At 51.2% G+C, this 21883-nt stretch carries 22 protein-coding genes; 14 read left to right on the plus strand and 8 right to left on the minus strand.

Annotated elements, in window-relative coordinates; translation table 11 throughout:
- Positions 1-3 precede the first annotated feature (3 nt).
- From KNP95_RS12070 to KNP95_RS12085, 4 genes are read left to right on the plus strand one after another with little or no spacing between them, the layout of a single operon-like run.
- Positions 4-1110, plus strand: a complete 1107-nt coding sequence (locus KNP95_RS12070; RefSeq protein WP_029596016.1) for an ABC transporter ATP-binding protein — start codon at positions 4-6, stop codon at positions 1108-1110.
- Positions 1097-1918, plus strand: a complete 822-nt coding sequence (locus KNP95_RS12075) for an ABC transporter permease (RefSeq protein WP_034780994.1) — start codon at positions 1097-1099, stop codon at positions 1916-1918. The genes KNP95_RS12070 and KNP95_RS12075 overlap by 14 nt, the downstream gene beginning before the upstream one ends.
- The gene (locus KNP95_RS12080; RefSeq protein ID WP_021067750.1) at positions 1915-2715 is read left to right on the plus strand and encodes an ABC transporter permease; all 801 of its coding nucleotides are present in this window, start codon (positions 1915-1917) and stop codon (positions 2713-2715) included. Before KNP95_RS12075 ends, KNP95_RS12080 begins: the two co-directional genes overlap by 4 nt.
- Entirely contained in the window at positions 2712-3782 is a 1071-nt protein-coding gene (locus KNP95_RS12085) for an ABC transporter substrate-binding protein (protein WP_029596014.1), read from the plus strand. The genes KNP95_RS12080 and KNP95_RS12085 overlap by 4 nt, the downstream gene beginning before the upstream one ends.
- Before the next feature lie 49 nt (positions 3783-3831).
- Here the strand turns inward: KNP95_RS12085 and KNP95_RS12090 are convergent, their stop codons facing one another.
- The 3 genes from KNP95_RS12090 to exaC all read right to left on the minus strand — a co-directional run bounded on the left by KNP95_RS12090 (position 3832) and on the right by exaC (position 6582).
- Positions 3832-4551: a nuclease-related domain-containing protein gene (locus tag KNP95_RS12090; protein WP_214837342.1), complete on the minus strand. Its 720-nt coding sequence runs from the start codon at positions 4549-4551 to the stop codon at positions 3832-3834.
- A 149-nt stretch (positions 4552-4700) separates the two neighbouring features.
- A complete protein-coding gene (locus tag KNP95_RS12095) occupies positions 4701-5060 on the minus strand; it encodes a DUF779 domain-containing protein (RefSeq protein ID WP_021067747.1) in 360 nt (119 codons plus the stop codon).
- 1 nt (position 5061) lies between these two features.
- Positions 5062-6582: an acetaldehyde dehydrogenase ExaC gene (gene exaC / locus KNP95_RS12100; protein WP_029596012.1), complete on the minus strand. Its 1521-nt coding sequence runs from the start codon at positions 6580-6582 to the stop codon at positions 5062-5064.
- A 221-nt stretch (positions 6583-6803) separates the two neighbouring features.
- On the opposite strand from exaC, the gene KNP95_RS12105 reads away from it, so the two are divergent.
- Positions 6804-7337 (plus strand): YceI family protein, encoded by a 534-nt coding sequence (locus KNP95_RS12105; protein WP_214837344.1) that lies wholly within the window; start codon positions 6804-6806, stop codon positions 7335-7337.
- A gap of 26 nt (positions 7338-7363) precedes the next feature.
- Here the strand turns inward: KNP95_RS12105 and KNP95_RS12110 are convergent, their stop codons facing one another.
- Entirely contained in the window at positions 7364-8347 is a 984-nt protein-coding gene (locus KNP95_RS12110; RefSeq protein WP_214837346.1) for a metal-dependent hydrolase, read from the minus strand.
- An 87-nt stretch (positions 8348-8434) separates the two neighbouring features.
- Between KNP95_RS12110 and mutY the strand changes: the two genes are divergently transcribed.
- The 5 genes from mutY to KNP95_RS12135 all read left to right on the plus strand — a co-directional run bounded on the left by mutY (position 8435) and on the right by KNP95_RS12135 (position 13540).
- Positions 8435-9469, plus strand: a complete 1035-nt coding sequence (mutY, locus tag KNP95_RS12115; RefSeq protein WP_214837348.1) for an A/G-specific adenine glycosylase — start codon at positions 8435-8437, stop codon at positions 9467-9469.
- Positions 9456-9881 (plus strand): SRPBCC family protein, encoded by a 426-nt coding sequence (locus KNP95_RS12120; RefSeq protein WP_029596009.1) that lies wholly within the window; start codon positions 9456-9458, stop codon positions 9879-9881. The genes mutY and KNP95_RS12120 overlap by 14 nt, the downstream gene beginning before the upstream one ends.
- Before the next feature lie 89 nt (positions 9882-9970).
- Positions 9971-10513, plus strand: coding sequence for a nucleoside tri-diphosphate phosphatase (ntdP, locus tag KNP95_RS12125; RefSeq protein ID WP_021067741.1), 543 nt, complete (start codon positions 9971-9973; stop codon positions 10511-10513).
- Positions 10514-10549: 36 nt separating this feature from the next.
- Entirely contained in the window at positions 10550-12298 is a 1749-nt protein-coding gene (locus KNP95_RS12130) for an ABC transporter ATP-binding protein (RefSeq protein ID WP_214837350.1), read from the plus strand.
- A gap of 93 nt (positions 12299-12391) precedes the next feature.
- Positions 12392-13540: a DUF3238 domain-containing protein gene (locus tag KNP95_RS12135; protein ID WP_021067739.1), complete on the plus strand. Its 1149-nt coding sequence runs from the start codon at positions 12392-12394 to the stop codon at positions 13538-13540.
- Between the two features lie 13 nt (positions 13541-13553).
- Here KNP95_RS12135 and KNP95_RS12140 read toward each other — a convergent pair whose 3' ends face one another.
- Complete coding sequence (locus KNP95_RS12140) at positions 13554-13970, minus strand: thiol-disulfide oxidoreductase DCC family protein (protein WP_021067738.1); 417 nt, start codon at positions 13968-13970, stop codon at positions 13554-13556.
- Between the two features lie 53 nt (positions 13971-14023).
- A complete protein-coding gene (locus KNP95_RS12145; protein ID WP_214837352.1) occupies positions 14024-15256 on the minus strand; it encodes an MFS transporter in 1233 nt (410 codons plus the stop codon).
- Between the two features lie 92 nt (positions 15257-15348).
- Here KNP95_RS12145 and KNP95_RS12150 point away from each other — a divergent pair, with 92 nt between their 5' ends.
- Positions 15349-16986: an ABC transporter substrate-binding protein gene (locus KNP95_RS12150; protein ID WP_214837355.1), complete on the plus strand. Its 1638-nt coding sequence runs from the start codon at positions 15349-15351 to the stop codon at positions 16984-16986.
- A 33-nt stretch (positions 16987-17019) separates the two neighbouring features.
- On the opposite strand, the gene KNP95_RS12155 is transcribed toward KNP95_RS12150, so the two are convergent.
- Positions 17020-18318, minus strand: coding sequence for a glutamate-1-semialdehyde 2,1-aminomutase (locus KNP95_RS12155; RefSeq protein ID WP_214837358.1), 1299 nt, complete (start codon positions 18316-18318; stop codon positions 17020-17022).
- Between the two features lie 191 nt (positions 18319-18509).
- Here KNP95_RS12155 and perR point away from each other — a divergent pair, with 191 nt between their 5' ends.
- The gene (gene perR / locus KNP95_RS12160; protein WP_029596002.1) at positions 18510-18941 is read left to right on the plus strand and encodes a peroxide-responsive transcriptional repressor PerR; all 432 of its coding nucleotides are present in this window, start codon (positions 18510-18512) and stop codon (positions 18939-18941) included.
- A 28-nt stretch (positions 18942-18969) separates the two neighbouring features.
- Here the strand turns inward: perR and KNP95_RS12165 are convergent, their stop codons facing one another.
- Complete coding sequence (locus KNP95_RS12165) at positions 18970-19329, minus strand: YgzB family protein (protein ID WP_021067733.1); 360 nt, start codon at positions 19327-19329, stop codon at positions 18970-18972.
- Between the two features lie 167 nt (positions 19330-19496).
- Between KNP95_RS12165 and KNP95_RS12170 the strand changes: the two genes are divergently transcribed.
- Both KNP95_RS12170 and KNP95_RS12175 read left to right on the plus strand, forming a co-directional pair.
- Positions 19497-20363, plus strand: coding sequence for a nucleotidyltransferase-like protein (locus KNP95_RS12170; protein ID WP_021067732.1), 867 nt, complete (start codon positions 19497-19499; stop codon positions 20361-20363).
- 32 nt (positions 20364-20395) lie between these two features.
- Positions 20396-21571 (plus strand): PstS family phosphate ABC transporter substrate-binding protein, encoded by a 1176-nt coding sequence (locus KNP95_RS12175; RefSeq protein ID WP_214837361.1) that lies wholly within the window; start codon positions 20396-20398, stop codon positions 21569-21571.
- Positions 21572-21883 lie beyond the last annotated feature (312 nt).

The raw sequence follows: 21883 nt of genomic DNA on the forward strand, positions 1-21883 counted from the left end.
GAAATGAACCCAGAAACGATTATTCGCTTTGACAATGTGTCGAAGCGTTACGATGACACCGTCGTCTTAGAAAACATCAGCTTCGAGATTGAGAAAGGGAAGTTCTACACGTTGCTCGGGCCATCTGGATGTGGGAAGACGACGATTTTACGCTTAATTGCCGGCTTCACGGATGCGTCAGCAGGCGATATCCAGTTCAACGGGAAACGCATCAACGACGTCCCGGCGAACAAACGTCAAGTGAACACCGTGTTCCAAGACTATGCGCTCTTCCCGCACTTGAACGTGTTCGAGAACGTCGCGTTCGGTCTGCGCATCAAGAAGATGAAGGAAGCGGACGTGAAGACGAAAGTCGAACAGGCGCTCAAATTCGTCAACTTGAAAGGGTATGAGTCACGTGAAATCGATGAGATGTCAGGCGGGCAGCGCCAACGTGTCGCCATCGCCCGGGCCATCGTCAACGAACCGGAAGTCATCTTGCTTGATGAACCGCTCTCGGCGCTCGATTTGAAACTCCGGACCGAGATGCAATATGAGCTCCGCGAATTGCAACAGCGTCTCGGCATCACGTTCATCTTTGTCACGCATGACCAAGAAGAAGCGCTCGCGATGTCGGATGAGATTTTCGTCATGAATAACGGGAAAATTGTACAAAGCGGGACACCGACTGATATTTACGATGAGCCGATTAACCGTTTCGTCGCCGATTTCATCGGGGAGTCGAACATCGTACCGGGCGTCATGCCAGAAGATAACGTCGTCACGTTCGCCGGGAAGACATTCGATTGCGTCGACCAAGGGTTTGACCGCAACGAGAAAGTCGAGGTCATCATCCGTCCGGAAGATTTAGAGATGACATCGGTCGAATCTGCGAAACTTGTCGTCGACGTCGACTCGCAACTGTTCCGAGGCGTTCACTATGAGATTTGCTGCTATGACCAAGAAGGCAACGAATGGCTCGTTCATTCGACGAAAAAATCGGTCGTCGGTTCGAAAATCGGCCTCACGTTCGATGATGAGGCGATTCACGTCATGCGCTTAGGAGAGACGGAGGAAGAGTTCGACCGTCGTCTCGAGTCCTATGAGGAGGTCGCTCATGAATCAAACTAGTCAAACCGCGAAGACGGTCTATTTGACGACCTACTGGTTATGGATTGCGCTGTTCGTCATCGCGCCGCTCCTACTCGTCGTCTACTACTCGTTTTTTGATATCGAAGGGAACTTGAGTTTAGAGAACTATCAGATGTTCTTCACGTCGACGTATTTGACGATGACGTTATCTTCTTTCTGGTATGCGTTCTTGATTACGTTCTTCTCGCTTTTGATCGGGTATCCGACCGCCTATTTATTGACGAAGACAAAGCATAAGCAACTTTGGCTTTTGCTCATCATTTTGCCATCATGGATTAACCTATTGCTCAAAGCCTATGCGTTCCTCGGCATTTTCGGGACGTACGGCATCACGAACCAGTTTTTAGAGGCGATCGGTATCGGGACACAACAGATTTTGTTTACGGACTTTAGTTTCGTGTTCGTGTCAGTTTACATCTTCATCCCGTTCATGATTTTGCCGATTTATAACGCCATCGAGAAGCTCCCGCCGTCGCTCGTCTATGCGTCGCGCGACCTCGGGGCCTCGAACTGGACGACGTTCCGCCGGGTCATCTTCCCACTTACGCTCGACGGTGTGAAGTCAGGGATTCAAATCGTCTTCATCCCGGCGTTGTCGCTCTTCATGATCACTCGACTGATTGCTGGGAACCGTGTCATCACGCTCGGGACGGCGATTGAACAACAATTCCTCGTCACGCAAAACTGGGGCATGGGCTCGACGATTGCCGTGTTCTTGATTTTGGCGATGGTCCTCGTCATGGTCATCACACGTGACTGGGGCGCGAAAGGAGCGGTGCGTCGATGAAACCGAAAAAATTTAAATTAGCCAACCTCTATTTGATGGCGGTGTTCTTCATCCTCTATGCACCGATTCTCTATTTGGTCGTCTACTCGTTCAACAGTGGCGGGACGATGAGTAACTTTGAAGGCTTTACGCTCGATTGGTACAAGTCGCTCTTTACCGACACGCGCCTGCTCGTTATCGTCTTGAACACGATTGTCATCGCCTTGCTGTCGGCGACGATTTCAACCGTGCTCGGCGTCATCGGGGCGCTCGCTATCTATACGGCGCGACAACGCTTCACGAAGACGTCACTCTTATCACTCAACAACGTGTTGATCGTCAGCCCGGACGTCATCATCGGGGCGTCGTTCCTCATCTTGTTCACGATGCTCGGGATTCAGCTCGGCTTTTACTCGGTGCTATTGGCGCACATCGCCTTCTCGGTACCGATTGTCGTCATCTTGGTCTTGCCGAAGCTGCAAGAGATGAGCCCGACGCTCATCGATGCGTCGCGTGACCTTGGGGCAAGTACGTGGGACGTCTTGACGAAAGTCATCTTGCCATATATCACACCGGGTATCTTTGCCGGGTTCTTCACGGCACTCACATATTCGCTCGATGACTTTGCCGTCACGTTCTTCGTGACCGGAAACGGCTTCACGACACTTGCCGTTGAAGTCTACTCACGCGCCCGTCAAGGCATCTCGCTCGAGATTAACGCCTTGTCAGCCATCTTGTTCTTGTTCACACTCATTCTCGTCCTTGGGTATTATGTGCTCGCCCAACGCGGTGGTAAAGCGAAGGAGGTAAGACGATGAAAAAATTGGTCATCATGTTGACGGTACCGGTCGTCGTCAGTTTCGGCCTCTTGCTCTGGGTGTATCAAATCAATATGGCGCAAGGGTTCGGCGGCGATAACACGCTCGTCGTCTACAACTGGGGCGATTATATCGATGAAGACTTGATTGGAGAGTTCGAGGAAGAGACGGGCTTGAAAGTCATCTATCAGACGTTCGACTCGAACGAGGCGATGCTCACGAAAATCGAGCAAGGCGGTACGGCGTTCGACATCGCTGTCCCATCGGATTACGCCATCAGTAAAATGATTGAAGAAGACCTGCTCTTGCCGATTGATTATGACAAGCTCGAGAACTTCGATAACATTGACCCACGTTTCCTAGACAAGTCGTTCGACCCGGGCAACACGTACTCGGTCCCTTACTTCTGGGGGACGGTCGGCATCGTGTATAACCCTGAACTCGTCGACGGTGAGATTACGTCGTGGAACGACCTATGGGACATGCCGCTCGAGAATGACATCTTGCTTGCAGACGGGACCCGTGAAGTGATGGGCTTCGGTCTGAACTCACTCGGTTACTCGCTCAACACGACGGACAAAGATGAGTTGCTCGAAGCGGAGAAGAAGCTCGAGACGCTCTGGCCGAACATTAAAGCAATCGTCGGCGATGAAATCAAGATGCTCATGGCCAATCGCGAAGCGGCCGCGGCCGTCGTCTGGTCAGGTGACGCCTCCGAAATCATGTACGAGAACGAAGAGTTGACGTACGTCATCCCGGAGGAAGGGACGAATCTCTGGTTCGACAACCTCGTCATTCCGAACACATCGAAAAACGTCGAAGGCGCGCACCAGTTCATCGACTTTATGCTTGACGCGGAAATCGCGGCCCGAAACACCGATTATGTCGGATATTCGACACCGAACGAAGCGGCACTTGAATTTTTAGATGAAGAAGTGACGTCAGACGAACGTTTTTATCCGACAAAAGAAGTGACGGATGAGCTCGAAGTGTATGAGAACTTAGGCAAACGCATGAACGCGTACTACAACGAACTATACTTGCGCTTTAAAATGCAGAGTAAATAAAAAAAGTCCCGCTCACCGTGAGCGGGACTTTTTTGGATGGGACAGCCCATCACGTCACCCGTTGCTTGGCGGCGATATGGGCTTCCCTGACGGCTTCGTCAGCAGATGCGAATTGGAGCAGGTGCTCGTAGATGGCCGTCTGTTCCGCCAACGTCAACCGGGCCTCACCTGGCAAGGCAATCTGTTGTTTCCATGTCTTCCGGTTCAACACGGGAACGTCCGCCACGTCGATGCGTTTCAAGGTCGACCGGTCGCTGAAGACGATCCAAGAGTGTAATAGACTCCGCTCCACAGCAAGCGTTTGTTCCATCGCTTTCATATGTAACTCATTTTGTTTGATCGGATTGAAAAACCGGAACTTCTTTCGGTTCGGCATCGATTGGGTCCAATGCCGTTCTTGTTCATGTCCAAAAATCCAGCCGCTATAATTTTTCGACTCAATCACGTGGACACCGCTCTGGTTGATGAATACCACATCGATTTCAGTCGTACGCTCTCGATTTTTTGGATGGGGCAAATATAGATTCGTCAAGATGAAGGGATTCGGGACGCGCTCCTCGATGGCGGCGACACATAAATATTCGCCGTATAAGCCGGTGTCTTGAACGACTTTGAAATAGCTGTGTCCGGTCTGGGCGAAATAGCGGCTCCGTTTATAACGCTTGACCTTCGTATACAATATACCGCTCATCACCAGGAACAGAGGACCGAATAGACTGACCAATGAAATCATCATACCGTTAAGCATGCTCGTGAGAAGCTCGGACATAGGCTGCCTCCTTTCGTGTCTCTTTTTACTATATCGAATCGAGTTGATTGTTAGGTTGGTTTTTGGGTTAAATTGGAAATGTGATTTTGAGAAAAGGGTGCCCTTTGACTAAAAAAAGACCAGCCCTCGAGATGGCTGGTCTTCTACATTCAACTCTGTTGCAACTCGGCCCGTTCTTCGTCCGTGAACACGCGGGAACGGCTTAAAAACCGTTTTCCTTCGACGCCCTCGACCGAGAACATACCGCCCCGGCCCTCGACGACGTCGATGATGAGCTGGGTGTGCTTCCAGTAGTCGTATTGCTTCTCGTGCATATAGAACGGACAACCGCCGATTTCGCCGAGCAGGACGTCATGATCTCCAATCATGAATTCGCCTTGCGGGAAACACATCGGGGAGCTCCCGTCACAACAACCGCCCGACTGGTGAAACAAGAGCGGTCCATGTTTTCGTTTCAGCTGTTCGAGGAGCGCGAGCGTGGCGGGGGTGGCCTCGACGCGGTTCACCATCTCAGAAGAACCCGAGTTTTTGTTCGCTATAGCTGACGAGCATGTTTTTCGTCCGTTGATAATGGTTGAGCATCATCTTATGGTTCTCGCGGCCAATCCCAGACATCTTGTATCCGCCGAACGCGGCATGGGCCGGATATTGGTGATAGCAGTTGATCCAGACGCGACCTGCTTGAATCTCGCGACCGAACCGGTAGGCGCGGTTCATGTCACGCGTCCAGACGCCGGCACCGAGTCCGTATAACGTGTCGTTCGCGATGGCGAGCGCCTCGGCGTCGTCTTTGAACGTTGTCACCGATAAGACCGGTCCGAAGATTTCTTCTTGGAAGATGCGCATCTTGTTATGACCTTTGAAGATGGTCGGCTGCACATAATAGCCGTCGGCGAGTTCGCCGTCCATCATGTTGCGTTCGCCGCCGATGAGGCACTCCGCGCCCTCCGACTTTCCGATCTCCAAATACGACAAGATCTTTTCCATCTGCTCATTCGAAGCTTGGGCACCCATCATGACGTCAGGGTCGAGCGGATTGCCGAGCTTGATGGCTTTGACCCGTTCGAGCACCCGTTCCATGAACGGCTCATAAATCGACTCGTGAATGAGCGCGCGTGATGGACACGTGCATACCTCGCCTTGGTTCAAAGCGAACATGACCAGCCCTTCGATCGACTTGTCAAAGAAATCATCATCCGCATCCATGATGTCCGCGAAGAAGATATTCGGTGACTTCCCACCGAGTTCGAGCGTGACCGGGATGATGTTTTGTGAGGCGTACTGCATGATGAGTCGACCTGTCGTCGTCTCACCCGTGAAGGCGACTTTGTCGACGCGGTCGCTCGACGCGAGCGGTTTGCCGGCCTCGAGTCCGAACCCGTTGACGATATTCAACACGCCTGGCGGGAGTAGGTCTTCAATCAATTCCATGAGCACCATGATCGAAGCCGGCGTCTGTTCGGCTGGTTTCAATACGATACAGTTTCCGGCAGCGAGAGCCGGCGCGACTTTCCAGACCGCCATTAAAATCGGGAAGTTCCATGGGATGATTTGGGCGACGACACCGAGCGGTTCATTGAAATGATAAGCGACCGTGTCGTTGTCGAGTTCACTGATGCCGCCTTCCTGTGACCGGATGACGCCCGCAAAATAGCGGAAGTGATCGATAGCGAGCGGTAAATCGGCATTGAGCGTCTCGCGGACGGCTTTCCCGTTTTCCCACGTCTCGGCGTATGCGAGCATTTCGAGGTTCGTTTCCATACGATCGGCGATTTTATTTAAAATGACAGAGCGTTCAGTGACCGACGTTTTGCCCCAGGCGTCTTTGGCAGCATGGGCCGAATCCAAGGCGAGCTCGATATCTTCTTTCGTTGAGCGGGCGACTTCGCATAAAACTTTACCATTTACCGGAGAGGTGTTCTCAAAATATTCTCCCCCTGCAGGCGCGGTCCACTTTCCGTTGATGTAATTCTCATAGCGGTCTTTAAAGTGAACTTTCGTGCCTGTCGAGTTTGGGACTTCATAAATCATGGTCGTTCCTCCCTTTTCCGTAAAGTATAGGGATTCTATGTATGCGCTTACATTTTACTGTAAGTCAACAGCTCCCTTTTTTTATCGTAACGGGTCGGCGTGATAAAAGTCAAAATTTTTCGACAATAATTTGTCACATTTGAACGGAAATGTTTTGAAGTCAAGATTTGTGGTAAACATCATATTAGTATCAATTCCAAATCGAAGGAGTGGACAGATTCATGGCAAAAACATATCAAGTCGACCCGGCACACAGTTCGATTACATTTACGGTCAAGCATATGATGATTTCGAAAGTAAAAGGGGAGTTCAAAGATTTTCACGTCGAGGCGAACGGACAACCGGACGATCTCGCGAACGTGAGCGTGAAGGTGACGATCAAGGCGGCATCGATCGATACGAATAACAGTGACCGCGACAACCATTTGCGGTCTGGAGACTTCTTCGATGTGGAGCAACATGAGGACATCGTGTTCGAATCGACATCGTTCCGCTCAAAGGGTGGCGGTGAATTCGAATTGACCGGGAATTTAACGATTCGCGGGACGACCCGGGAAGAGACGTTCGAAGTCGAGTACGAGGGAAGCGCGAAAGACCCGTGGGGCAATATGAAACACGCTTTTACCGGGGACGGGTCAATCAACCGAGAAGATTACGGATTGACGTGGAACCAGGCGCTCGAAGCGGGTGGCGTTCTCGTCGATAAAAAAGTCAAATTTGACTTTGAGCTCCAGTTCACGGAGTCAGAGGCATAAAAAAAGTCGCTCCTGTGAGCGACTTTTTACTGTTCGTAGGCCAATTTCTTTTGCAAGCTCTCTTCACTGAACACCCAGCCAGTGAATGAAGACAACACTTCATTCGATTCTTCGTCGACGATGACGACGGCGACGAACGGATAAATATCTTTCGCGAAATAGCGCAAGTTCGTGAAGCGATACTCGATCATACCGTTGTGACGCGTGACCGTATACGTGTGAATCTTCGAGAATTCGAGGAACGATTGAAGATCCGCATTTTTACGGGCTTCCACGAAGTGAAGGTCATCTTCACCTGGCATCGGCTTGTCACGGAAACGACCGCATTCGATGACCGTTCCTTTTTTCACTTTGACGGCACCTAAACCGTTGCGGAATCGAACGGCGACATGCCAGTCATCCCAACCGATACCTGGCGAGATGAACAGTTCGTGTGCACCAGCGAAGTGACGGGCGACCGTGGCGAGGGCGCGGTTACGCAACTTGAATTGAATCGCGTAATAGCTGATGACGAGCGCAATGAGCAGTGCAAAAATCGGGACAGTCGCCCCTGTGATAAGCCATAATACATATGCCCCATAATAGGCAGAGAACAAATACGGATCAAACGTCCCGATGACGCCCCAGCCAATCCATTTTTCCGAAAACGGTTGAAGGGCCTGCGTCCCGTAGGCGTTGAACAAGTCGACCGTAACGTGTAACAACACGGCGATTTGTGCCATGACCCATAATGAAGCGGGGTTGACGCCAAGCGCGAGTCCGATGACGGCGCTGACGATGATCGGCCAGGCGAGTAGTGCGGTTATTCCGTGTGAACGACCGCGGTGCTGGCGTAAATACGTGCTATTTCCTTTTAGTTTGAAGACCGTGTCAAAGTCCGGAGCATGTGAGCCGACGAGCGCCGTCGCTGTCATGGCTAGAAACATTTGTGCGTCGCCTGACACCTCCGGGCTGAGTGTCGCGATTGCACTTAAACCTAGTCCCATCCCAATGTGAGTAGCAGTATCCAATGTGCTTCAGCACCTCCATAAAAGTAGAAAAACCGCATATTTTAATCCACTACATCATACAATATTTTTAAAACGAGGGGAAACAAAATGCTCGATGTTGATAAATTGTTCACAAATTATAATATTCAAGAATTCAACACAAATTTAGTGACGTGGTTCAATCGCGAAAAGCGTGATTTGCCATGGCGTCACGGAAAAAATCCATATCGGGTCTGGGTGAGCGAAGTCATGCTCCAACAGACGCGCGTCGATACCGTTATCCCATACTATAACCGTTTCATAGAGCGGTTCCCGACGATTGAGGCATTGGCAGCGGCCGAACCCGATGAGGTCGTCAAATATTGGGAAGGACTCGGTTATTACTCACGGGTTCGAAACCTTCATCAAGCCGTCCGAGAAGTCGTTGCCGTGTACGACGGGATTGTCCCCGAGGAAAAAGAACGGTTCGAAAAACTGAAAGGTGTCGGACCGTATACGACTGGGGCGGTGTTATCGATTGCCTACAATCAGCCGGAACCGGCCGTCGATGGCAACGTCATGCGCGTCATGTCCCGTCAATTCGGGATTTATGACGACATCGCCGTCCCGAAAACGCGAAAACTGTTCGAGCAAGTCGTGCGACGACTTATGGACCCGGCGCATGCCTCAGACTTTAACGAAGGCATCATGGAGCTCGGGGCGACGGTATGTACGCCGAAAAACCCGATGTGTTCGCTCTGTCCCGTTCAAGACGATTGTTATGCTTATACCCATAACGTTCAAGATGAACTCCCGGTCAAGACGAAAAAAGGGGCGGCTCGGATTGAGATGTATGATGCGCTCTACTGTCGCCAGGACGGCCGGACCGCATACGTGAAGCGCCCGGATGCCGGTCTTCTCGCTGGAATGTGGCAATATCCGCTTACAGACCGCGGAACGGGGGAACAGTTAAACGGAACCTATATTGGACAAGTGAAACATGTGTTTTCCCATATCGTCTGGTACATCGACCTATACGAGGTCGAGACGCTACCGGACGGCGAGTGGGCTTGGCTCGACGAAGAGGCACGCGACGTGGTGACGGTATCGGTCGCCCAACAAAAATTAGAGCAGATGGCAGGTGCGAAAGATGAGACAGTTTGACGTACGAACACCATTCGACACGTCTGTGGACACATTATGGACGTTGCTTCAAGACGCTTCGCTCTTATCAAAACTGACGTCTTTCCCGAAAGTGACGCTCGTTGGGGATGGGGCTTCGGTCGAGGGGAACGTCGTTCAGCTCCGTATCGGGGTCGGGCCGGTCTCTTTGCCTTGGAATAGCGCCATCACATTGGCTGGAGACCGTGCCTTTTGTGATCAAGGCGTGAAGTTGCCGTTTCCGTTCCGTCGTTTCAGTCACGTCCACCGCGTCGAACAAGTGGACGGGCAAGCCGTTATGGTCGATGAGGTCACGTTCGACAGTTACGTGCCGACTGTCCTCGTCGAGTACTTCGTGCTCCGGCCGATGTTCAAAGCGCGAGCCGAGGCATTCCAAAAAACACTAAATTCGTGAAAATAAGAGATTTCCTTTTTCATTGGTTCTGAAAGTCGCTATAATTAAATATGAGAATTGTATAGCATCATAGCGGAAAGGAGGAGCTTATGAGCTTATTTCCCAAAGCAGGTAGCAAGATCGAGATACAGAGCTACAAGCACAACGGAACTTTGCATCGCGTTTGGGAAGAAACGCTCGTCCTTCAGTCGTCAAAAACGGATATGATCGGATTCAATGACCGCATCATGGTCAGTGAGTCAGACGGCCGGCAATGGAGAACACGTGAGCCGGCAATTTGCTACTTTTCATCTGAGTTTTGGTTCAATGTCATCTGCATGATTCGCGAAGATGGGATTTACTACTACTGTAATCTAGGTTCGCCGACAACGTTCGATGGGGCAGAACGTGCCATCAAGTACATCGATTACGATTTGGACATCAAGGTGTTCCCGGATATGTCGTACACGATTTTAGATGAGGATGAATATGAGCGGCATCGTCGCGAGATGAATTATCCGAAAGCGATTGATCGAATCTTGAAACAGAACGTTCAAGAACTTATTAACTGGATTCGAGGACGGAAAGGGCCGTTCAACCCAACATTCGTCGATGAATGGTATCGCGAATACGAAGCACGTTACCGGAGATGATCGCTCATCTCCGCTTTTTTCTTGAAGGAGGAACTAATGGGTAGTATTAAACGTTATTTACAGTTCGTTAAACCGTATAAGAAACAAATCGCGCTGACCATTTTCGTCGGGATTTTGAAATTTTCCATCCCGCTCGGGTTGCCGCTCCTTTATAGATATGTCATCGATAACTATTTGACAGACCCGGAACCGGCTAGAGATTATACCGAGCTCGTCTGGCTGTTCAGCATCGTCTTCTTCGTCTTCCTCGTCTTGAAGCCGCCAATTGAATACTTGCGCCAATATTTGGCGCAATGGGCAGCGACGCGGATTTTGTTCGACGTCCGGAACCGATTGTTCGACCACGTCCAAAAACTATCGCTCCGCTATTATTCGAACAATAAGACGGGACAGATTATCTCGCGCATCATTAACGATGTCGAACAGACGAAAGACTTCGTCATCACCGGTTTGATGAACATTTGGCTCGATATGGTCACGATTTTAATCGCGATCGCCATCATGTACACGATCGACCCGCAATTGACGCTCATCGCCATCTTGCCGCTCCCGTTCTACGCCATCGCCGTCCGTTACTTCTACGGACGACTGCGCCGGCTCACGCGGGAACGCTCGGCCGCCCTTGCGGACCTTCAAGGTCATTTGACCGAACGCGTCAACGGGATGGCCGTCATCCGCAGCTTCGCCCTCGAACCGTATGAGAACAAGGCGTTCGAAGAACAGAACGGTGGCTTCTTGAAGGCTGCGCTCCGTCATACAGGGTGGAACGCGAAGACGTACGTCGTCGTCTCGACGATCACGGACATCGCCCCGATTTTAATCTTCACATCGGCTTCTTGGCTCGTCCTGCAAGAACAAGTTTCACTCGGGACACTCGTCGCCTTCATCGCGTATATCGATCGTCTCTACGCACCGCTCGGTCGTCTCGTCAACTCGGCGACGACGCTCACGCAGTCGGTCGCTTCGATGGACCGGGTCTTCGAGTTCCTCGATGAGCCGTATGACATCGAAGAAAAATCGAGTGCGTTCGTTCCCGTGAAAACGGCAGGCGACATCGAACTCGAGCAGGTCAGCTTTGCGTACGAGAAAGACGGTACCCGCGCCCTCCGTGACGTCAACCTGCATATTCGCTCTGGAGAGCGGGTTGCGTTCGTCGGCATGTCCGGTGGCGGAAAGTCGACGCTCGTCAGCTTGATTCCACGGTTTTATGACGTCACGTCGGGTAGCATCAAAATTGATGGCACCGACGTCCGTGATTTCAAATTGCGGGCTCTGCGCGATCAAATCGGGATGGTCATGCAAGATTCGGTTCTGTTCAGTGAATCGGTCGCGATGAACATCCGGATGGGGAATCCGGAAGCGAGTGACGAAGATGTGATCGCCGCCGCGAAAGCAGCGAACGCACATGAGTTCATCTCGAACTTGCAGGATGGCTACAATACGCCGGTCGGGGAAAAAGGTGTCAAACTGTCAGGCGGTCAGAAACAACGGCTTGCCATCGCCCGTGTCTTCTTGAAACATCCGCCAATCATCATTCTCGACGAAGCGACGAGTGCGCTCGACCTTGAGAGTGAGGCGATGATTCAGGATTCGCTCGCGCGTTTGACGAAAGGGAGAACGACGCTCATCGTCGCGCACCGATTGTCGACCATCACCGATGCCGATAAGATTGTCGTCGTCGATAACGGACAAATTATGGAGACCGGGACGCATGAAGAACTGATGCGTCGCCGCGGAGCCTATTACGATTTGTATATGATTCAAGATTTGGCAGTCGTCGAATGAGACGCGGCCTCGAGGAGACTCGGGGCCTTTTTTTGTTTTCCGTGACAGTGAGACGGGAATGAAGAAACGACATGCCAAAAGGGGGAGAGTCCAATGATGAACGGGGAAGGTTTAATCACAGTAAAACCGCTTAAGGACGCGCTCGAGCTGACGTGGTCAGTGGAGGGGAAGGTCCGGCTTACGCGGAACGGGAAGTATGTGTATGAAGGGACTGACCAGCACTATGTCGACCATGAGACGGCCGTCGGAGAGCAAGTCGCCTATCGTCTCACGGATGAGCAAGGGGAAGTGGCGAAAGTGTATACGGCCGCCGTCGACCCGAGCGATGATTTGTATTGGAATCGACATCTCACATCGGCCGTCGTCGCGTCGACCGGTACCCATCTCCAATGGGATCCGATTCCTGACGTCGAGACGTATGCGATCTATCGACAAGGACGACGAATCGCCGAGGTCGTCGGGAACGCCTATTTGGACGACACACCGCTACACGAACCGACGATGTATGAAGTTCGGGCGCTCCGCCCGGTGAAGCGGGACGCGAAACCGGGGACGCGTCTCATTCACGCTGTCGGCAAAGCAATGTCACTCGCCAAAGAATTGAAGACGGACACGCGGCGCGACAAAGAACTGTTCGTCATGTATTTTCTCGTCAGTCCGCTCCGTCCTGATTTGGAGACGGTCAATCAGATTCAGCTTCGCGTCCAGACGTTCATTCGTCCGCCGATGATTAAAAATCCGAACTTATTGTCGCCTCACCCTTATTTTGAAGGGGATGGACGACCATACAACGTTCATGCGAACGACTATCGGACGCGGACGGAAGTGAAAGTCGAAGGGATGCACGACATTCCGATCGTCTCTATCAAAAAAGATGCCGGAGTGACGCGCGGATACAACGCCCGTCATCAACTGACAGGAGAAGATGTCGCTTCGGTCGATCAAGTGTATCTTGACGATATCGATATTGACCGGGGGCGGACCGCATACCGCTTGCACCATTCGGTCGGCAATCCGCTCGTCATCGCGCCGGACATCAAGTACACGATTGTCGCACAATTGAAGGACACTGCCACGTTCAAACTGTCCGGTAGTCATACGCAATCGCCGCACCATGAAGTGTATCTTCAAGTCGGGGATGCCCCGTGGACGACGATTCACCGGGCCGATGACCTCGGTGTCAGTTTCATGGGCAATCCGATGCCGGAGTGCCATTGGACGTACTTGACGTGTATGGACTAAAAAAACCGTCGACTCATCGAGTCGGCGGTTTTGGTTGTTGATCGAGAAACCGGCTTCGTTCTTCCGGTGTCGGCAGTTTACACGTCTGTTTTTGTCCGAACCATTCGTAACGATGCTTGGCGATGACATCATAGCCGAAGTCGCGAATCGGTTTTGGGACGATTTTCACGAACCGGAGCCATCGCCACATCCCATCCAATCCTTCTGCAATCCGGATGGCCGCGTCGGATTTGATATAAGGCACGCCGTCACGAATCAAGACGATGCTGTCAACCGAGTCGCTGATGCGGTGACGTTCGCGTAACGCTTTCCCAGCGTCGCCTTGAAGCGAGGCAAAGTGGAAATTCCCTGTTGTGTCCCGATTCAGGATGAATTGGACGCTGGCGTCGCAAAAATTACAGTCTCCATCAAACAATACAATGGCTGGCATTTGGTTCGCCTCCTTCACTCTTGCCTGTTTCCGTTCCGGAGTCAGTTCAAACGTCATGCGGCAAGCTGGCGCAGCGATTCCATTTTATAGAGCGAGACGTAATAAAGATACGCCCCGAGCGCCCCGAACAAGAAGATGTAGCCGCTCATGAACACAGGTCCGATGAACGCCCCGACGACGATGCCGGCCGCGGCCACGAGTTTGGCCCCATGGAATGTGAGTCCCCCAAAAGCGAGATACGAGGCGCGACGCTCTGGGTCGAGCAGGTCGACTTGCTTCACTTGGCGGATTGGTGAGTATAGCAACTCGCCGACCGTGAAGACGACGGCCAAGACGGCGAGAATCAGAAATGAGTTCATCGATGTGATGGCCGCATACGCTGTGATATAGAGTGACAAGCCGATGAAGAATACGTATTTCTCCCGGTACCGTTTCACAAAGGCGGTGACGGCGAACGTGATGGCGACGACGAGCAATGTGTTCTCGAGCTGCATGAACGCCATCATCCGGACACCGTCGAACGGCACGCCGATAATCGCACGTTCTTGGAACGATTCGGCCAAATGAACGCCGATATAGTTTGCCATATGAAACTCTGTCGAGAAGACGAGCATGCTACCGAGCACGAAGAGCATCCAGCGTCGGTCATTCAAGGCAATCCGATAGTTTTGAATCACGCCGACGATCGGGTTGGCCGGCGTCGACCGGTTACCTTGATGTGAATCGACGAGATAGCGTTGCAAGACGACCGTTGTGATGGTCAATACGAGCGTCATACCGATAAATAAACCAAACCGGTAGTCGCGATAGAACGCACCGCCGAGCATGACACCGCCGGCGATCGCTAAATTGACGAGCCAATAATCATATACATAAATCGCTTTTCGATTCGATGGTTCCATCGAGTCGATCACAATCGCTTCGAGAGCCGGATAGTTCAAGCCGTTGGCGACGGCATGACCGAAATACAAGATGGCGACGGCGAGTGCCCAGTTGTTCGATGGGTGAATCGCGACTGTCATCCCGATGAAGCAGATAATTTGGACGAGTTGGCCAATCTGTAAGACGTGCTTGCGATTAAAGCGGTCGGAGAAGTACCCACCGAACAAGCCGGTGACATACCCGATGATGACGAATGACGTCATGATGATCCCAGCAGCGATTTTGCCGAGTTCTTCTGAAAAATATAAAGCCATGAATGGAAAGATGGCCGAGCCGACGATGCGGATGAAAAATCCACAGACGAGTCGAAGTCGGACGTTAGTTGGGAAATCTTTGAATTTCATGTGAGCACCTCCTTGTCACTACTTTAAACGTGGACTACACTTGGTAAAAAGAGACAAATTATTTGGACATGTCCACTTTTAGGGGGAATGACATGAATGCAAAACTAGTGGCAATTTATCGCTATGCGTTACAGGCGGACAAAATGGACGTGACACTCCGGCAAGCCGTCGAGGTGGTCGGCTATAGTGAGAAACAAGTGAAGCGCGATATCAAGGCATGGGAGGCGATGGGGTGGGTGACCTATCAAGCCGGCAAAGGGCGCGGCCATGAATCGATGCTTCGTTTTCAGTCGGACTTTGACGAGACGCTCCAGGCGTGGGTCGTAACCTCATTTTCTGAGGCTACGATGGCGCAGGCGGCCAAATGGTTGGAGTGGGATTGGCCACCCGCATTACGGGAACTGATCCAAGCGCGGATTTGGAACCGATTTGGTTTCGAACAGACGGAAGAAGACCGTTTTATTTTCCCGAGGACGCGGACACTCGAGTCACTTGATCCGCTTGATATCCACATCGCGATGGAGGCGTCGTTATCGCGTCACGTCTTCGACCGCCTGTTCGAATGGGACGGGACCACGGTTCAACCGTCGCTAGCCCATCATATGGAGGAGACGCCATTTGGATTTCGCTGTTACATCCGTAAAGGGATCACTTTCCACAACGGGATGACGTTAACGGGCAAAGACGTCGTCTACTCATTGAGCCGACTCTTGGCTCGCGGCAAACAAGTCTGGTTGTTCGCACCGATTGATCGGGTCGACTCGCCCGCACCGTATGTGGTCGACCTCTATACGAAAGCACATCGGGCCTACATCGAGCGCTTGCTTGCTCAAACACCGGCATCCATTACGTATGAAGGAGCAGAAGGGATTGTTGGGACGGGGCCTTTCAAATTGGAGAAACAATCCGACGACGTCGTGCGTTTACGGGCGTTCGAGCGCGGGTTGCGCCCGCGTCCGTCATTGGACGTGGTTGAGTTTGTCACGTTCTCGGAAGCAGATCACGCCAAATGGAGCGCCCGGGACGATCATAGCGTCGTGAAATGGATTGCCGAGGCCGGGGCTCGTTATCTCATGTTCAACTTACAGCACTCCTGGCTGAAAGAAGATATGGCGACGCGACGAGCGATTCAACGGGCGATCGATAAACAAGCGGTCGTCGATTTGGGGGGAGAACGTCATCAAGTGGCCCACGGCTTTTTCCCGGAAACGAGTCGCCCGATTCCACTGGCCGAGCCAAGCGAGAGTTCTAAGCGTCCGCTCCGACTATTACACTTGCCGTTCGACGTGGCGACGGAAGACGCGGCGCTCGTCGCATCACAGTTGCGGGCTGCCGGTTTCACCGTCGAGACGGAGACGTATGCGCTCAGTTGTTTACTGCAAGAGGAGACACTTCGCCGAGCAGATTTAATTTTATGCGGGGAGATGATGAGCGAAGACTTGGATTTGGCGTTTCTCGCCTTTTTGACGAGTGAGCTGTCGCTCGTCGGCAAGCTCGTCGCACATGAAACGGAACTCCGAACGATGATGGACCGCTACCGTCAAACCGATATGAGCGCTTGGCCGATGCTCCATCGGGAGGTGGAACGCTATTTGACGGAGGCGGCGCTCGTCATTCCGCTATACCATGTCGAGCGGGAGCGGAGCTTCCCGAGTTTTCTAGGCGACGTGCCGGTCGATATATTCGGACATCCACGCTACGACCAGTTGTGGATCCGACCTTCGGTGTAATCAAAAAGGAGATGCCGCGGCATCTCCTTTTACTTATAGTTGGGCGAAGGCGCGGTTCACCGCAACAATCGTCTCTTCGATATCTGCCTTGCTATGCTCAGTCGTCAAGAACCAAGCCTCATACTTAGAAGGGGCCAAATTGACACCGTTCTCGAGCATCAATTTGAAGAAGCGTCCGAACACTTCACCGTCCGACTTCTCGGCTCCCTCATAGTCGGTCACGACCTCGTCCGTGAAGTACACCGTAAGTGCGCCCTTTAGACGGTTCAATGTGATGGTCACGCCGTGTGTTTTAGCGGCTTCACGAATCCCGACCTCGAGCTGGGCACCGAGCGCGTCAAGCTTTTCATACACACCCGGTTGCTCGAGTACTTCGAGGCAAGCAATTCCTGTTGCCATCGATGCCGGGTTACCGGCCATCGTTCCGGCCTGATAAGCTGGACCGAGCGGAGCGACCGTTTCCATAATTTCAGCTTTACCTCCATAGGCACCAATCGGCAAGCCTCCGCCGATGATTTTCCCGAGGGCGGTCATATCCGGCTCGATGCCATATACTTGCTGGGCACTGCCGTATGTGAAGCGGAACGCCGTGATCACTTCGTCGTAAATAACGAGGGCGCCATGTTCATGGGTGATGTCGTTGATGGCCTGGAGGAATCCAGGTTTCGGCTCGACGATGCCGAAGTTTCCGACAATCGGTTCGACGAGGACACAGGCGATTTGACTGCCCCATTCGCGCATCATGTCTCGGAACGCCTCGACGTCATTGAACGGCACGGTGATGACTTCTTTCGCCGTGGCCCGTGTGACGCCGGCCGAATCTGGTGAGCCGAGCGTGGCTGGTCCGCTGCCTGCTGCGATGAGCATCAAGTCCGAGTGGCCATGATAGCAACCGCTGAATTTGACGACGAGTTCGCGTCCCGTGTAAGCACGGGCGACACGTACGGTCGTCATGACCGCCTCGGTCCCCGAGTTGGTGAAACGGACCTTATCCATTGACGGGATGGCCGCCTTTAGTTTTTTCGCGAACTCGACTTCAAGCTCATGCGGTGTTCCGTAAAGGAGTCCTTTAGACGAAGCCGCGATTAACGCTTTATGGATATGCGGATGGGCGTGGCCCGTGATAATCGGACCGTACGCCGCCAAATAGTCGATATAACGATTGCCGTCGACGTCATAAAAATAGGCGCCGTCTCCTCGTTCCATATAGACGGGTGCACCTCCGCCGACTGCCTTGAATGAGCGGGAAGGGCTGTTGACCCCGCCGACGATATGCGTCAAGGCATCGGTATACAAAACGTCTGAATTGTTGCGTGTAGATGGTGTTGCCATATGTATTGCCTCCTTTTACAAATTCGCACTTATTGTATCACAGCCGTCAACCGCTTAAGCTCAACGTTTGACGACCGTTCCAGAAATCAGTACACTATTTATAAAGATTACTATGTAAGAAATAGGTTAATTACTACTAACACTTCAAATGAATTCTATAGAAGAAATGAGGGATTGACGTGGGAAGCGAAATGCTTGACCATGCTGTTCAGTCGCTCCGAGAACATGGAGTCAGAATGACGCCTCAGCGCCAGGCCATTTTGGAGTACCTCGTCACGGAGCACAGTCACCCGACAGCGGATGACATTTATAAGGCACTTTCGGCGAGATTTCCGAACATGAGTGTCGCTACCGTCTATAACAACTTGCGCGTCTTTAAAGAAGTCGGTCTCGTTCAAGAGATGAATTACGGAGACGCATCGAGCCGGTTTGATTTCGTGACGTCGCGTCACTACCACATCATCTGTGATGCGTGTGGGAAAGTCGTCGACTTCAACTACCCGGTCCTCGATGAAATCGAATCGGTCGCATCTCAATTGACTGGGTTCAAAGTCGACCGCCATCGTCTCGAAGTATACGGGACATGCCCGGCGTGCCAAGCTGAACAAGCGCATAAACATTAAAAAACATCCTCTGCCTGAGGATGTTTTTTTATTCGTGTGAATGTGATTGGCGTTTGTTATATTTTTCGTCGAACTCTTTACCTTCGAGCGATTGGTCGATCGTGAGCGGTTCGTCGCAATGCATACATAAGTCGACCCGACCGAGCATCTTTGTCTGTTTCTCACAATTCGGGCAAGTGACGACGATGGCTTTCGTGGATGCCATCCCAATAATAAAGTAGAGCGCTGAACTCGATAACACCATCACAAAGCCGAGCAACATGAAAATAATCATCAGCCATGTGATGCTTTTCGCCAACAGGCCGAGATACATGACCCCGATTCCCGCAAAGACGAGCAACAACGCAAGGTTTCGAGCGCGGTTGATTTTATTCCCCCGTTTTTTCATTTCGTAATCCCTCCATGTCTGTCTTTACTATAGCTCATCTGCTCGACCGTGAGAAGTTCATACAATCGCTGGCAGGAGAATTTTAAAAGAAGGCGAATCATTTTCGTATCAGATTATTGGGTGGACGTTTGAAGTTCATCATATAGAAAGAAGGTATCAAGGTGACTATGGAGTATGCCACACGCACAATCTATTCGGAATATGCAGCCTTGAAGACGACGCTTGGCATCATCGAAGTGAAGAAGAAACGACCACGCGATCCGTTGACAGACCAATCGGACCGGTTGTTGATTGTGATTGAAGCCAAAGAAGAACCGTTCTGGACAGTGAAACACTATCAGGTCGGACAAGAAAAAATCATTCTCCATTTGGTGAGTGATTCGATGATGGATCGCTGGATTTTGATGAACGAGAATCGCCGGGCCATCCACTGGATTGAAGATGGAATGGTGTTGTTTGAACGAAATACGTTTTTATTAGACTTGCGACAACGTCTTCGTAATTTCTCAAACGATGAGCAACGTCTGCAACTATCGCTTGCTTTTGCGAAATTGCTGCGACGCTTTGAAGACGGCCGAAGCTTATTTTTGCAAGAGGAACACCAAGACGCCTTCACCCAAATTCATCATGCCTTGACTCATTTGGCCAGATTATCGGTCTTAGAGGCCGGGATTCATCCTGAAATCGTATTATGGAAACAAGTACGCACACTCGATTTAGAAATATATAAACTCCACGAGGAACTCGTGAGCGGACATGAGTCGCTTGAACAACGGATTCACTTGGTGATTATTGGAATGGAACATTTGATTCAATCAAAAGTGTTGCCGGGCACGCTTCTGCTACTGCAAACGATGCAACAACGCGACGAACCGTGGCCGTTTTCGGAATTAATGGAACACCCGAACTTGCAAGCATTGAAAGTCGACCTAGGTAGCATCGTCGGGTTCCTTGTCCGCAAAGGATACGTCCGTTCGGTCGCGCGACCGACAAAAGGTGTTGGGGTGGAAGCCATAGCCTATGAGATCGCCTAACTATATAGAAGCGAATGGAGTAGTTGAATCAGATGAAAATCGTCAAGTTTATATTCGGTAGTGTGTTGATTGTGCTTGTGACCGCAGTCATATCGGTCTTTACAGCACTCTTTACGATGGGCAATCCGATTGCAGGAGGACGCCCGATCCTTTGGACAATTTGGTACGTTGCCGCTTTATTAATTCTCATTATGGCGCTATATGACTTCTCGTCGTTAACGAAGGGGGGACTCAAACGAGTCGGATTGATTGGAACCGTGATTGGAGTCGTGTTCTTCGGTTCAGTGAAAGGGTACTACGTGTATACAGAAGGTTTGCGGATTGAAGAACGCGGTGTTGAGTTGTTTGACTATCAACCGTTTAAAGAGGAATCCGATTTAGCTAAGCTCGATGCGCCATCTTCGTTTAAAATCGATTCAAATCTCCCACGCCTCGATGGTGCTACGGCACTCTATCCACTGTATGCGTCTTTTGTCGAAGCGGTTTATCCTTCTGGCGAATATAATCCGTATAGTACGGAGGAGAGTCCTGTCGTCTCGACGACGACGGGAGAAGCGTACGATCGGTTGATTCAAGGGAAGACGGACATCATTTTTGTCGCCGGACCATCAGATCTTCAAGTGGCCGCGGCTAAGAAGGCTGGTGTGGAGTTCAACATGACACCAATCGGGCTCGAAGCGTTTGTCTTCTTTGTACATGAAGACAATCTAGTTGACTCGCTTAAATTAGACGAGATTCAACAAGTGTATGCCGGAGACATCGATAATTGGAGTGAGGTCGGAGGCGAGAATGATCCGATTCGAGCCTTCCAACGTCCAGAAGGAAGCGGGAGCCAGACGGCCTTGCAGCGGGTGATGGGTGATCGTAAATTAATGGCTGCACCCGTTGAAGATGTCCCGGAAGGTATGGGCGGTATTATCGAACAGACGGCCGCATACACAAATCATAAAAATGCGATTGGGTTCTCCTTCCGCTTCTATGCGACCGAGATGGTCGAAGATCACGACATTAAATTACTTCAAGTGAATGGAATCGCTCCAACGGTAGAAACCATCGCTGACGGGACGTATCCGATCACTTCTGAATTTTATGCCATCACGACAGAAGAGAACTATGAAACGCATAAGCCGTTTTTAGATTGGATGACATCTGAAGAAGGGCAGGCATTGGTGGAGCGGACGGGCTATGTGCCGCTAGCGAAAGATTGAAGCGTTGGGCCTCATGACGGGGCTCAACCTTTTTTATTTTTTTGTAATATTTCTATTGACGAAGTGGTAAATAGAGATTATAGTTATAAACGTTGTCACGGCGAAAGATTATTTCAGTAAAACAATTTGTGAAAAAAGTTGTTGACGCGGAGATAGACGACGTGATAAATTAATGAAGTCGCCAAGAGCGGCAGACGAACTTTGAAAACTGAACGATGAGGCAAAAAAAAGTTTTACAATGTTTGAATGAAGCGCAAGCTTCGTCATTTTTAAAGAGCTATATCAAATTCTTTGGAGAGTTTGATCCTGGCT

It is taken from the genome of Exiguobacterium sp. s36, assembly GCF_018618345.1.
In the GTDB taxonomy this organism is placed as follows: domain Bacteria; phylum Bacillota; class Bacilli; order Exiguobacteriales; family Exiguobacteriaceae; genus Exiguobacterium; species Exiguobacterium chiriqhucha.